The following is a 12,505-nucleotide window of genomic DNA, read 5'->3' on the forward strand; positions in this document are numbered from 1 at the left end:
TATGGAATCACTTTAGGGCTGGTGGAGACATCGACACCACGATGGAATTTCATAAACATTTAAAGTGGATAACGCTGCACATCATCCCGCGTCGGCAAAGACGGCTGCGCCCCTTCCCTCGTCACTGTGATCGCTGCTACTTTGCTTGCGAATTTAGCCGCTTCTACATCGGACATCCCTTGTGTCTTCCCCACGGCAAAGGCTGCCACGTAGGCGTCCCCGGCGGCAGTCGTGTCCACTGCGCGTACAGGGTAAGCGGGGATGTGAGTGTGAAGGGTCTCACTAATCAAGAAAGAACCTCTGTCCCCCATGGTGACGATGACCCGCTGGTTGCCGAGGGAGTTCAAGTGTCGGGCGGCATCGACGATTTCTTGTTCCGTTGAAGTAGGCATTCCGGAAAGGATCTGCAGTTCCGTTTCGTTGGGTATGAGGACGTACACATGTCGCAGCATCTCCGCCGGCAGATCTCGTGCCGGAGCCGGATTTAAAATGACGTTTTTACCGAGTCCGACCGCCAGTTCTAAAGCATGTTTCACCACTTCTAGCGGAATCTCCAGCTGCATGACGATCATGTCGCTTTCCTCAATAAGCCCTCTCATGGCCGATATGTCAGAGCGGCGCACAGCGTTGTTGTCACCCGCCACGAGCACAATGTGATTCTCCCCTTCGTCACTCACACTGATAAACGCCATGCCGGTGGTGCCCTCCCGCCGGATGCCTGCCGTGGAAACGCCGGCTGACCTTAAACTGTTGATTAACAATTCCCCGTGTTCATCCGTTCCTACTTTGCCGATCATCGTCACGTTGGCACCCAGCTTGGCGGCCGCCACAGCTTGGTTCGCCCCTTTTCCACCTGGGTTCTTCTGGAACTTTCTGCTGGCGATCGTTTCCCCAGGTTGCGGAAGGTGCGGCACGCGGGTCACGAGATCGATGTTGAGACTGCCGATCACGAGTATGTTCTTCGATTTCAAACCGTCCACCTCAAACTTTTTCCTGTGCTCTCTTCTTTTGTTGTAAACATTGTATCATGTCATCGATGGTCAATATCGGCGCTTGAAGTTGAAGCGAATGACTCAACCGGCTGATGTGAGGCTGTTTGAGCATACTTTGTTCCAAAATGCCAAAATCCCAGAAAACTTCTCTTTTCGACTTGTCTGCTATTTTCCTCCGGTCCGCCATGACGATCACCCGCTCAAAGTGGTTGACGACGAATTCCATGTCATGGGTAATCGTCATGACTAACTTTTTCTCCCCAATTAAAGATTGTATGATGGAGGCAAGTCTATCTAGAGCCGCGGGGTCTTGTCCTGCAGTCGGTTCATCCAAGATGATCACATCTGTATCCATCGCCAAGACAGACGCGATCGTCACAAATTTCCGCAGGGAATAAGGGAGGTTATACGGGTTTTCTTCTAAGACTGGGGTTAATCCCGTTCGTTCGGCCGCCTTCATCACATTTTCTTTAACCGCTTCCGGCGGTAGCTTCTGGTTTTTGGGGCCAAATGCGATCTCACTGTAAACATCGTTATGAAAAATTTGATCGTCCGGATTTTGAAAGACATATCCCACTTTTTTGGAGATTTGTGCCGTCGTGTAATCTTTCGTATTCCAACCGTCGATGAATACATCGCCCTTTTCAGGTTTTAGTAACCCGTTCATCAGTTTCACAGTCGTGGTCTTTCCCGCACCGTTCTGCCCGATGATCGCCACCGACTCGCCTTTTTCAAAGGACATGCTCACTCCGTCAACGGCCTTGTAACCATTCGGATAACGGTACGTGACGTCGTTCAACGTTAAATAACTCACGGTCCCTCTCCTTCCAACCAGTTTCTGATCGTTGTAACCGCCTCTCGTTCAGTGATTGGAATGCGAGGAAGGAGCATTCCCTTTTCGTTCATCTCGATCCCTAGAAGGGCGTATTGCGGGAGGGTGACACCGAATTGGAGTACGCGCTTATCTGAGAACACTGTGGCTGCATCACCTTGCATGACAATGCGACCGTCTTGCATCAGAAAGACATAGTCTGCGTATTCCGCGATGAGCTCCATCTTATGTTCGACGAGGATAATGGTCATCCCCCTTTTTTTCATGAGCTCGATGATTTTAAATACGGCTTCGGTACCGAGTGGGTCCAACTGGGATGTCGGTTCGTCAATGACGAGAATGTCCGGTTCCATCGCAAGGATGGAAGCGATGGCCACCCTTTGCTTCTGACCACCGGACAGCTCCTGCGGTTTGTGATCTTGTAATTCCTCAATTCCTAACAATTGAAGAGTATGCTTGACTTTCTGTTTAATCTCGCGTACCTCAACCCCTAAATTTTCAAGCCCGAACGCTACTTCCTCGAATACGGTGTCCTTGACACCACTGATCTGGGTGAAGGGATTTTCGAAGACAAACCCGATCTTCTGCGCGAGATCCCCTAACGCCCACTCTCGGATGTCTTTCCCTTCCACTAAGACCTTCCCCCGCAGATCTCCGTTGTAAAAGTGGGGAATAAATCCTCGCATCACATTGCACAGGGTGGTCTTCCCACTCCCATTCGTTCCGATGAGGGCGTACACACATCCTTTTTCGATATTGATGTTCACTTGCCTCAACACATCTTCCTTACTCGTCGGATAACGGTAGGAGAGGTCAATCATTTCAATCTGTTTCACAAGACGAACCTCCAGACGACAATGATGATCAATAAAATGAGGATCAGGGCCCGAACGCCAGTGTCTTTCTTTGTTTTTTTCAACTGATATAAGCTCGTCTTTTTCACGGGAACGGTGAAGGCCCTCGCTTCCAATGTAATGGCTCGCTCTTCAGTATGAGCGATCGACGTCAGGATGAGCGGAGCTAATGTCGGTAAAAACGCCTTTGCTCGCACGAGTAGATTCCCCTCCGTCTCTACCCCGCGTGTTTTTTGAGCGTCCATGATCGCAAGTGATAACTTGTGCATTTCGGGAATAATGTTGAAGGTCGCCAAGACCACATATGTCGCCTTCGGTGAAAGCCCGAGCTTCTCAAGCGCATAAACAAAGTCCTTCACGGGTGTGACCCTAAAAAATAAGATGATAGCAGAACCGACCGCGACAATGCGCGAGGTTAAAATCAAGCTGAAATCAATTCCCTCTTGTGTGATCGACAGTGTATGCCACGTCCACCACACCGTCTCACCGGGGTGAAAAAAGATCTGGAATAGGAAAATAAACAGGCAGATCGGCAACAGGCCTTTCATCACCAAGCTCCACAACTCTTTCGATGTTTCAGTAAAGTAAGCAATGATGAGACAGACAGGCAGCATCAAATACGCATACCAATACCCTTCAACGAGAAATGCTGAAACCACCATAAACAACGTGACGAAAAGTTTGGTAGTCGGGTAGAGCTCCAGAAACCAGTTCGTCTTTTCCATGCGTGATCCTCCGCTCTGTAAGGGACAGAAAAGTCCGCACGACCGAGCTTCTCTGCCCCTGTCATTCATCCCTACTTCTTCTTAATATAAGGTGACCCGTAGTTCAGTTTGGATAAATACCGATCAGACATACTGCGTACGATGAAGTAAGCGATTAAAATAGATACAATCTTGTCGATGCTCTCCACAATGATATTTTTTGTAAAGACCGCGGTCCATATTTCTTGCCCCGAGGCCAATAACAAGGCGGTGATCGTGTCGGAAGACGTTCCTGTGGCTCCCCCATATAGGAAAACGGAAATGAAGGATGACATGACGACGGCAATGAGTGTGATGATGATACCGGTCACAATCGTTCTGCCGATATTCGTCAGCATCTTCTTTTTGGATAAATAGCCTACGGTCAGTCCGATCGCAATCGATACGAGGGCAAACGGCAAGATCGTCGGTTGAAAGATAGATAGAATGAGATTGTTCGCTAGGCCGACGACGGCACCCACCCAAGGACCGGCAACCATCGCCGTGATCATCGTTCCAATAACATCTAAGTAGAGCGGAATCTTTAAAATTTGAACGAGCTGCCCGATGACAACGTTTACAGCGACCCCGATCGGAATCAGCAATATCGCCACCAGCGTGAAGTCGTGCTTCAGCCCTCTCTTCATTATCAGTACCCTCCCTAATCTCAATTTAATTTTTTGAGTGAGTCGTAAAGCAAATCGACCATTCGGTCTCGCTCCACATCGAAAGCGACCTCTGCATTTTTGAGTTGGCTCATTCGATCCACTACGGTTTGACCCGCCGTTAATTCGCTGTTCGTCTCAACTTGGACATGACACGGCGTGAGCGTGAATAAAGAAGGATCTAGAAGGTACGCAATCGTACAAGGATCATGCATTCCCATGACGCGGTCATCCCTGCTGTAAAAATCCAACATCTTGGCCACTAATTCGCCTGTTCGGTTGCCTATATTGCGAATAGCCTCAATCTCATGCTTGAGAATCGTGACTTTCATCGTCACATCTAAACCAAACATTTGAATCGGAAGTCCCGAATCGAAGACGATCTTAGCCGCGTGAGGGTCCACGTAAATGTTAAATTCCGCTACAGGTGTCGTGTTGCCACCATCGCACGCACCCCCCATGATGGTGACCTGTTCGATCCGGTCTCGAATGTCCGGATACGCTTTCAATAACAGGGCCACATTCGTTAACGGACCAATCGCCACAATCGTCACTTTCTGTTCGGAGTGTATCAGCACATCTCGCATCGCCTCCCATGCCGATCGTTTACTAACAGAGTAGTTGGCGTCTCCCAACTGTATGCCTCCCAGCCCTGTCTCACCATGCACCTCCTCAGCCACCACTAATTCTTTGAGCAAAGGTTCCTTAGCCCCTGGAGCCACTTCGATATCGTGTCCGACGAAGCTCAGCAACTGCAGTGCGTTACGCGTGACGGTGTCCAGCGAAAGATTCCCTGCACACGTCGTCACGAGTTTGACGTCGAGTTCCTCGGAAGCGATGGCGAGAAACATCGCAATTGCATCATCAATGCCGGGATCACAATCGATGATGATCGGTTTGGCCATGTTCCGTCCTCCTTTAGGTTAATCTTCCAATTTTTTCGTGCTATGACGGATTATGAGGGATGGATGGAGAAAAAGTTACCCGATACGATACGGCTATGATCCATTGGCAGCCTATATAACCACTTAATGCGATTCTTTCTGAATTGCAAATGATACGGTAATCGGTAATACAAATGATGCGAACGCAGACATAAAAATAACCAGCCGAAAACGGGTCCAAAGTTTCCGACTGGTTAAGGCAAGCCTCTATGTTTTCTCATCCGCCATCGTCGGCCATGGTGTCCCTCCACACGGCTCTACTCATACCGGAGCGATTCAATGGGATCGAGGCGCGACGCCTTGTTGGCAGGCAGGAGGCCAAAGATAACGCCGATCAGCATAGAGAACAGAACCGCTCCGACGACGACGTACCACGAAACGAGGGACGGCCAACCGGCGAACAGCGAGACGAGGGAGGCCGCACCCCATCCGAGCAAAATGCCGATGGTCCCGCCGATGAGCGTCAGAGTCATGGACTCGACGAGAAATTGAAACATGACTTGACCTCGCGTCGCTCCGACAGCCATGCGGATGCCGATTTCCCGCGTCCTCTCCGTGACGGAGACGAGCATAATGTTCATCACGCCGATTCCGCCCACGAGCAACGAGATGCCGGCGATGCTCCCGATAATGGCGGTCATGATGCCGGTAATTTGTCCGATCCCCTCCGCCAACGCTTCCATGTTAAACACTTGATACGAATCTTCTGTCTGGTGCGCGCGGTTTAAGAGGTCCGCCGCTTTCTCCCCAGCGATCTGGAGCGATTCCGCGTCTTTCGCCTGCAGCGTCACCTGGCTGATGTCACTTTTCCCGTAAATGGTGCGCCACGTGTTCCAAGGCACATACACTTCATTGGCCCCGAGGGCGAAGACGCCTGTCGGCTTTTCCAAAACGCCGACAATTTCCACGGGCTGGACCCCGATGCGGATTATTTCGCCAACGGCCTTGTCTTCTCCGAACAGTTCTTCCTCTACAGAGGCCCCAACTAGTGCTACGCGGCGTCCGCCGAGAAAGTCGGCGGACGTGAAAGCGCGCCCGTCTTCCACGTTCAGTTCGTTCAAGTTAAAATACGCTTCGTTCACGCCGGTAATGGACGCTTCCAGCGTTTCTTCCCGAAAGCGGACGTTGCCGAACTCCGAACTGGCTGTCACCACTTGCTCCACTTCCGGGATACTCTGCAATAAGCGAATGTCTTCCTGTGTAAAGGGCGGCTCGAGAAAGATGTTCGGGTTGGACTGAATCTCTTCCTCACTCGGTTGGTACATCACTTCGATCGTATTGCCCGGTCCCGTCAACTGGGATTTCAACATTTCCTCGCCGCCCTGGCCAATGGCCACGACGACAATGACTGAACCCACTCCGATAATGATGCCGAGCATCGTCAGCAATGAGCGCATTTTGTGCGCTCTGATGGAAGAAAAAGCGATTCGGACGCTTTCCCACACACTCATGTGACGTTCGCCTCTCCTTCCGTTACACTGTCCCCTTCACCCATGATCACACCGTCGCGGACAAGGACGGTGCGTTCGGCGTATTCCGCCACTTCCGGCTCGTGTGTGACGACGACGAGGGTTGTCCCCTCTTCGTTTAACTGTCTAAACTGTTCCATGATGGACGCGCTCGTTTTCGTGTCTAAAGCTCCAGTCGGTTCGTCCGCGAGAATGATCGCCGGTTGATTCACAATCGCCCGGGCGATGGCGACGCGCTGCTTCTGTCCGCCTGACAGTTCATTCGGCAAATGGGTCATCCGGTCAGCGAGGCCGACTTTCTTCAGTGCCTCTGCCGCCCTTTCCTGACGCTCTTTTTTCGGAATACCAGCGTAAACCATCGGGAGTTCGACATTTTTCAACGCGTCGAGACGCGACAACAGTTGAAACTGCTGAAAGACGAACCCAATCGAGCGGTTGCGCACTTTTGCCAGCTTCGTGTCGTCGTACTCGGACACCCGTTCGCCGTTGAGCCAATAGTCCCCGCTCGTCGGCCTGTCGAGGCACCCGATAATGTTCATCAACGTCGATTTGCCTGAACCGGAAGGCCCCATGATCGCCACGAATTCTCCCTTAGACACAGTGACACTCACACCCTTTAAGACGGGAACAACTTCTTTCCCGATGGTGTAGCTTTTCACAATATTGTCCAGGCGGATCATTTGACTGTCACTTCCGCGCCGTCTTTCAAATCGTCCGGCGGATCGACAATGACGTGTTCATCCGGTTCCAGTCCGTCCTTGATTTCAATGCGGTCGTCAGACACGATGCCAACTTCCACTGGGCGGCGCTCGGCTTTTCCGTCTTTTACGACGAAAACGTAATGCTCTTCTTCACTGGACGCCTCCGTTGAATCGCCATCGACTGCCGCTCGACTCTCTGAGATGACGGCGCTGAGGGGAAGTGTCGGGACCTTCCGTTTCTCTGTCTCGATTTCCATAATCATTTGGAAACCGGGCTTCAAGGGGATGTCCTCGCTCTCAACCGCTACTTCCACAGCGTACTGGACGGCTTCCGTCTCGCCGTTCATGCTGTTGCTCTGCTCCGGCAAATACCCGATGTGGGTGACTTTTCCTTTCCACTCCTCGTCCGGCACGACGTCTGAACTGAGGACCACTGCCTGCCCTTCTTCCACTTTCAACGTATCGTATTCGGAAATAACCCCTTCTACGATGAGCTCGTCCAACGCGGCGATGCGGATGACCGGTTGAGGCTCCGTCTGATTCGTAGCATGAGCGGCCACTTCGTCAACGGATAGCACGGTGCCGTCCACCTCGCTCTTCACCGTTAAGTCTTTCAACTGTTTATCGATCGTTTCTTTTTGCAGTTGAGCTTGCTTTAACTCAATGTTGGCCATGCGCCGCTCCATTTCGAGCTGGTCGCGTTCGTCTTCAATGGACTGAACCGCTTGTTCCCCGCCGATTTGTTCGTCCGCTTCGTCTTCCTTTTCGTCCAGACGATCCAACTGCTTTTTCAAGTGGTTGAGGCGAAGATAATTCGATTCAATCGTGAGGGCATTTTGCTCTTTCTCCAGTTCAAGCTGCTCGTTCGCATAACGAAGCAGCGCATCCCCCTCCTTAACCTGGTCCCCTTCTTCCACCAGGATCTCATCCACCTCTCCCTTTTCGGGAGAGGCGTAGACCGTCTGCTCGTTTTTCAATTTCAGCGTCCCCGGTGTCATGACACTCGACGCAATTTCCCGCTGTTCCAACTGTGTCGTTTTCACCGTTAAGCCTTCAGCCGCCACTTGGCGCCAGACATTGATACCAACCAGTAACACGATAACGGTTGCGACTCCGATTGCAATCCAGATCTTCTTCACCTAGACACCTGCCGTTCCTGAAAATACTCCACCGACTACAGAAAAAATCAAGCCAATGACGAAAATGACGATGGCAACTGTCCACGCAGCTCCTTTCGACAGTCTGCCCACTTTGTACAGTCCTATGGCTGTCAGCACTGTCGCCCAGATAGAGAACAGCTCGATCCCACCCAGGATTCCGGCGGTCATCCCTTCAGCCTCCACTAACGAGCCAAGGCTGGTCACAAAGACGACAGGATCTCCTCCAATCGCCAGGCGGATCAGAGCGTTTAACAGCTGCCCGATCCCTGAAATAAACATGATGTATGTGTTCAGCGAAAACAGTTGCCTGAACGTCGTGTCTTTTTGCGCTAGTTTTGTAATGAGGAACATAATCAGCGCCGAAATGAGAATGCCGATGGGTGTCCCGATCAAGGCATCTAAAACGGCAGTGACGGCACCCATCGTTTTTGCCATGGCCAGTTGTTCTTCTGTCAACTGCATCCCCGGCACGTCGTACATGTCATCCGGCATGGCGTAAAAGAGTATCATTGAAGCCGCGACGGATAACAAAGTGACAATGATGAGCGCTCCCCAAAAAACTGGGCGCTCCCGCATGCGTTCAAACTGCTCACCCGGGCTCCAGACCATCCCGAGTAACGACGGTTTTGACACGGTCGACTGGTCACTCACATAAATCCTCTCCCATTCTAGCATAATGTCACCAAAGAGACCTCATGTCAGGGCTATTCTAAACACATATACGTGTGAAACAATCAAAAGTTGCAAAAAAATAAAATTTAATCTTCACAACGTGAATTATCCTCTTTTCACTGTCCCGTTGCCGTTCTCCTTGTATCTCCCCGCCTTTTTGGCCGACATTTTTAACAGAAACTCGATTTGTGCATTCACACTGCGGAACTCATCTGCTGCCCACTTCTCCAGCACTTTGTACAGCTCGGGATCGAGGCGCAGGAGGAACCGCTTTTTTTCACTCATGAGTACAATGTACCGGTGTTAATGACCGGCTGCGCGTCCCCTTCCGCGACAAGAGCGACCATTAAATTGTTCACCATCGACGCTCTTCGCTCGTCATCCAACTTGACCAGGTGTTGCTGCTCAAAGTGGGTAATGGCCATTTCCACCATGCTAACCGCACCTTCAACAATCTTTTCCCGGGCGGCGATAACGGCTTCCGCCTGCTGCCGCCGCAGCATCGCCTGGGCAATTTCCTGGGCGTAGGCAAGGTGGCTGATGCGCGCTTCCATGACTTCCACACCCGCGACTTGCAACCGCTCCTGCACTTGCCGTTTTAACGCGTCCGCCACTTCGTCAGGAATTCCCCTGAGTGACGCCACGTCTTCCTCGTAGCTGTCGTACGGATACTGGCTCGCCAAGGCCCGAATCGCGGTCTCCGACTGGATGGACACAAACTCTTTGTAATCGTCGACGTCAAACATCGCCTTTGCCGTATCCACCACCCGCCACACGACGACTGCCCCGATTTCGATGGGGTTTCCTTTCGCGTCGTTCACTTTTAACTTTCCGCTGTTAAAGTTGCGCACGCGCAAAGACACACGGCTCTTCCACGCGAAGGGATTGGCCCAGAAAAAGCCAGACTCCCGAATGGTCCCTGTATACCTGCCCAAGAAAGTGAGCACGCGGGATTCATTCGGATGGACGATCACGAAACCCGTTACTGTCAAGGCTATCACAACGAAAAGAAAAACACCGAGCGGATTCCCCCACGCAACGAGCAAAATTCCGGCAATGAGGAGGATGACGTCCGCCAACAACATGAGAAAACCGTTCACGCGCCACGCTCGTTTTTCACTGATTGGCCTCACTCGCATTTCCCCTTTTTTTGAATTGTTATCAATATGATATCATAATATTATCACCTCGTCACCTGTTTTATTGGGCGCGGTCTATCGTAATGCAATATACTAGCAAATGGACAAGCTACCTTATGTAGAAAGGTAGCTTGTCCATGTAAACGGTGCAAAAGTTCACAAACGTAAACACGGCGGTAAAGTATTACGATTCTTTGGAATTAAAAAGGGATTTGACCGATTGGATCACATCCGTCAAAAACACCATGGTGAGCAACCCGACAATCGTGAACGCGTAGGACAGTGAATGATCAAAAAGGACTAACCCGAGAAAAACCAATACGATTCCTATGTAGAACCCCGGGTCCGAGAATTGTTCAAACGACCTTTCTTCGTCAATACTAATCTTATCCTGCAACTTTTTATCACTTCTGATGAGATCGTCTATGGTCACGTCAAACATGTCACTCAATCTGATCAAATTGTGTATGTCAGGGTAGCCTTTATGTGCCTCCCACTTGTAAACCGCCTGGCGGGAAACGTTTAACTTCTGGGCCAACTCTTCCTGGGACAGATTGTGTTCTTCCCTCAACTTCTTCAGTTTGCTGCCAAATTCCATGTGATCACCTCCCCACCTAACAGCTTACCCCAATCCCGAAAAATGCGAAACAAACCTATTGTTACACGTGTCAACTAACGGTTTACAAACACGTTTTGGCATTTGGCAGCCAGTGTGTACAGTATGTTTGCAATGCTGGCTAGAGAAGATAATGCTTGCGTTCTAATAGTCTCATTTGCTGCCACCCTCCTCGTAAAGAAACACTTCCTCCACCGTCGTGTTGAATGCTCGCGCAATTCGGATGGCGAGCGGCAGTAACAGGTTCTCATCACTGTTCACAAATGACCTCGCCCGTGACCGCGTCGATAAAGGGGATCGTTTTTTGCGTGTCGCGATGACACAGTTTGTAAACGAGCATGTACGCGTCTTCCCCTTTGTCGTCATCTTTTTGCCAGGTGAGTTTAAAGTCGAGGGCCTGTAAATAGTTTGCTTTCGCCGTTTCCCGCTCCACTTCGGGGGAAGTGGGAACAAGGTCTAACTGGGTCGGATCGATGTCCATTCCGGTAAAATGGTCGACATAACCCGTCGTCCGGTTCACACATATTTGCACATACTGTAAATAAACGGGAACATTGCCTGCGTACAGGCGGAACGTGAACATTTCCCGGCGGCTATCAGTCTCTTCATCACTCCATCGCTTGAGACGTAAGTAGCGGTGTGGTTCGGGAAGGATTTGTTGCAAAAACGACAGGGCTATGTGCAAGCATTCCTCGCGCGTCAACGCCAGATCGCCGTTTCGTTCCGCAAACCACATGAACGAGCACAACCGTCCACTCTTCTTGTCGATCATCGCTTTCACCGTATCCTGTGTACGTCGATCGAAAAAACCTTTCAGCGACCGGTCTTCTGTATCGTCCCGCCACTTTCGGTCACGCCACACGACCCCCAACTGGTCGCCCATGTCCAGTTCACGCACTCTCTCAAGCTGGGATTCATCAACCCCGATCAACTGCTCGATAGAACTGCCGTGGGAAATACCCCCGTCTGGCAACAGTTCAGGCAGTGGTTCAAATGAAACGTATTCGCCTTCTTCGTCTGATCCTCCGCTTAGCGGCTTCCCGTCATCAGCCCTGAACGAGACCACGCGCGGGAGAGGTTCATACACGAGTCGCCATTTCCCGTTACCCCCTCGTATATCTCTTCGTGCAGACAAGCGACTTGCAACCGGAGGTCGAGACTGTCCGCCACGTGTTGCCGCAAGCTCTCTTTGGAAACGAGTTCTGCCGGAACGTCTGGCGCCGGTTTCTCACCGTGATAGGTAAATCCGACAATGTCCCCGCTGTCATTTACTTTCACGTCACAACCGCTGTGCGGAAGCGGCAAGCCCATCACTTTCTGTTCATACGTGAACTGTACGGCCCCTCTTTTCTCATTTGTGTGCGTCAAGTGAAACAACTTGAGCGCCTCGGGATAGTGCTTCGTCATAAATTGCTCAGCGCGTTTCTGACGTTCAGAGAGAGGGAGTAGACGTACAGTTGTATTCTCTTCGCCCTCCCGGTCAACTGTCAGATCGATAAGGTCGCAATTCTTCCCGAGTGTGACCAAAATCCCTTCGCCGGTCTCGGGGTCCGACCAAACAAACATCGCCTCACCTGATTCCGGCTTAGCTTCGTTCTGCATAAAGTCTTCTATTTCAAGGGCATAGTGTTCCGGTACGTCCGCGATGGCACGGGCCTGCTCTTTCAGTTGTTCCAGAGTCACCTTGTGCACCACTCCCGTCATTTTTTGTTTCAATA

At 51.1% G+C, this 12,505-nt stretch carries 15 protein-coding genes; all 15 read right to left on the bottom strand.

What is annotated here, in order from left to right; translation table 11 throughout:
• Positions 1 to 59 precede the first annotated feature (59 nt).
• The 15 genes from rbsK to B0W44_RS17255 all read right to left on the bottom strand — a co-directional run bounded on the left by rbsK (position 60) and on the right by B0W44_RS17255 (position 12,503).
• Positions 60 to 971 (bottom strand): ribokinase, encoded by a 912-nt coding sequence (gene rbsK, locus B0W44_RS17185; protein WP_077721482.1) that lies wholly within the window; start codon positions 969 to 971, stop codon positions 60 to 62.
• A 10-nt stretch (positions 972 to 981) separates the two neighbouring features.
• On the bottom strand, positions 982 to 1,806 hold the full coding sequence (locus B0W44_RS17190; RefSeq protein ID WP_077721096.1) for an energy-coupling factor ABC transporter ATP-binding protein: 825 nt from the start codon (positions 1,804 to 1,806) through the stop codon (positions 982 to 984).
• The gene (locus tag B0W44_RS17195) at positions 1,803 to 2,660 is read right to left on the bottom strand and encodes an energy-coupling factor ABC transporter ATP-binding protein (protein ID WP_149027066.1); all 858 of its coding nucleotides are present in this window, start codon (positions 2,658 to 2,660) and stop codon (positions 1,803 to 1,805) included. Before B0W44_RS17195 ends, B0W44_RS17190 begins: the two co-directional genes overlap by 4 nt.
• A complete protein-coding gene (locus B0W44_RS17200; RefSeq protein WP_077721097.1) occupies positions 2,657 to 3,403 on the bottom strand; it encodes an energy-coupling factor transporter transmembrane component T in 747 nt (248 codons plus the stop codon). Before B0W44_RS17200 ends, B0W44_RS17195 begins: the two co-directional genes overlap by 4 nt.
• Positions 3,404 to 3,474: 71 nt before the next feature.
• Positions 3,475 to 4,068: an ECF transporter S component gene (locus B0W44_RS17205; RefSeq protein ID WP_077721098.1), complete on the bottom strand. Its 594-nt coding sequence runs from the start codon at positions 4,066 to 4,068 to the stop codon at positions 3,475 to 3,477.
• Positions 4,069 to 4,088: 20 nt separating this feature from the next.
• Positions 4,089 to 4,991, bottom strand: coding sequence for a nucleoside hydrolase (locus tag B0W44_RS17210; RefSeq protein ID WP_077721099.1), 903 nt, complete (start codon positions 4,989 to 4,991; stop codon positions 4,089 to 4,091).
• 296 nt (positions 4,992 to 5,287) lie between these two features.
• Positions 5,288 to 6,481, bottom strand: a complete 1,194-nt coding sequence (locus B0W44_RS17215; RefSeq protein WP_077721100.1) for an ABC transporter permease — start codon at positions 6,479 to 6,481, stop codon at positions 5,288 to 5,290.
• Positions 6,478 to 7,179: an ABC transporter ATP-binding protein gene (locus B0W44_RS17220; protein WP_077721101.1), complete on the bottom strand. Its 702-nt coding sequence runs from the start codon at positions 7,177 to 7,179 to the stop codon at positions 6,478 to 6,480. The genes B0W44_RS17215 and B0W44_RS17220 overlap by 4 nt, the downstream gene beginning before the upstream one ends.
• A complete protein-coding gene (locus B0W44_RS17225; protein ID WP_077721102.1) occupies positions 7,176 to 8,339 on the bottom strand; it encodes an efflux RND transporter periplasmic adaptor subunit in 1,164 nt (387 codons plus the stop codon). Before B0W44_RS17225 ends, B0W44_RS17220 begins: the two co-directional genes overlap by 4 nt.
• Positions 8,340 to 9,011 carry a YknW family membrane protein gene (gene yknW / locus B0W44_RS17230; protein ID WP_228441305.1) on the bottom strand — a complete coding sequence of 224 codons (672 nt, stop codon included), beginning with the start codon at positions 9,009 to 9,011 and terminating at the stop codon, positions 8,340 to 8,342.
• A gap of 126 nt (positions 9,012 to 9,137) precedes the next feature.
• Positions 9,138 to 9,317, bottom strand: a complete 180-nt coding sequence (locus B0W44_RS17235; protein ID WP_077721104.1) for a type II toxin-antitoxin system antitoxin — start codon at positions 9,315 to 9,317, stop codon at positions 9,138 to 9,140.
• Complete coding sequence (locus B0W44_RS17240; RefSeq protein ID WP_228441699.1) at positions 9,314 to 10,156, bottom strand: SPFH domain-containing protein; 843 nt, start codon at positions 10,154 to 10,156, stop codon at positions 9,314 to 9,316. Before B0W44_RS17240 ends, B0W44_RS17235 begins: the two co-directional genes overlap by 4 nt.
• 199 nt (positions 10,157 to 10,355) lie before the next feature.
• Positions 10,356 to 10,769 (bottom strand): helix-turn-helix domain-containing protein, encoded by a 414-nt coding sequence (locus B0W44_RS17245; RefSeq protein WP_077721106.1) that lies wholly within the window; start codon positions 10,767 to 10,769, stop codon positions 10,356 to 10,358.
• Between the two features lie 268 nt (positions 10,770 to 11,037).
• Positions 11,038 to 11,853: a YcdB/YcdC domain-containing protein gene (locus tag B0W44_RS17250; protein WP_077721107.1), complete on the bottom strand. Its 816-nt coding sequence runs from the start codon at positions 11,851 to 11,853 to the stop codon at positions 11,038 to 11,040.
• Entirely contained in the window at positions 11,817 to 12,503 is a 687-nt protein-coding gene (locus B0W44_RS17255; RefSeq protein WP_149027068.1) for a YcdB/YcdC domain-containing protein, read from the bottom strand. The genes B0W44_RS17250 and B0W44_RS17255 overlap by 37 nt, the downstream gene beginning before the upstream one ends.
• Positions 12,504 to 12,505 lie beyond the last annotated feature (2 nt).

The sequence above is a fragment of the Novibacillus thermophilus genome (assembly GCF_002005165.1).
Taxonomy (GTDB): Bacteria; Bacillota; Bacilli; order Thermoactinomycetales; family Novibacillaceae; genus Novibacillus; species Novibacillus thermophilus.

What these genes read in the sequence shown, in the direction of transcription:
- B0W44_RS17200 (WP_077721097.1), bottom strand. Translation starts at nt 3,403, where the DNA reads ATGGAAAAGACGAACTGGTTTCTGGAGCTCTACCCGACTACCAAACTT.
- B0W44_RS17205 (WP_077721098.1), bottom strand. Translation starts at nt 4,068, where the DNA reads ATGAAGAGAGGGCTGAAGCACGACTTCACGCTGGTGGCGATATTGCTG.
- B0W44_RS17210 (WP_077721099.1), bottom strand. Translation starts at nt 4,991, where the DNA reads ATGGCCAAACCGATCATCATCGATTGTGATCCCGGCATTGATGATGCA.
- B0W44_RS17215 (WP_077721100.1), bottom strand. Translation starts at nt 6,481, where the DNA reads ATGAGTGTGTGGGAAAGCGTCCGAATCGCTTTTTCTTCCATCAGAGCG.
- B0W44_RS17220 (WP_077721101.1), bottom strand. Translation starts at nt 7,179, where the DNA reads ATGATCCGCCTGGACAATATTGTGAAAAGCTACACCATCGGGAAAGAA.
- B0W44_RS17235 (WP_077721104.1), bottom strand. Translation starts at nt 9,317, where the DNA reads ATGAGTGAAAAAAAGCGGTTCCTCCTGCGCCTCGATCCCGAGCTGTAC.
- B0W44_RS17245 (WP_077721106.1), bottom strand. Translation starts at nt 10,769, where the DNA reads ATGGAATTTGGCAGCAAACTGAAGAAGTTGAGGGAAGAACACAATCTG.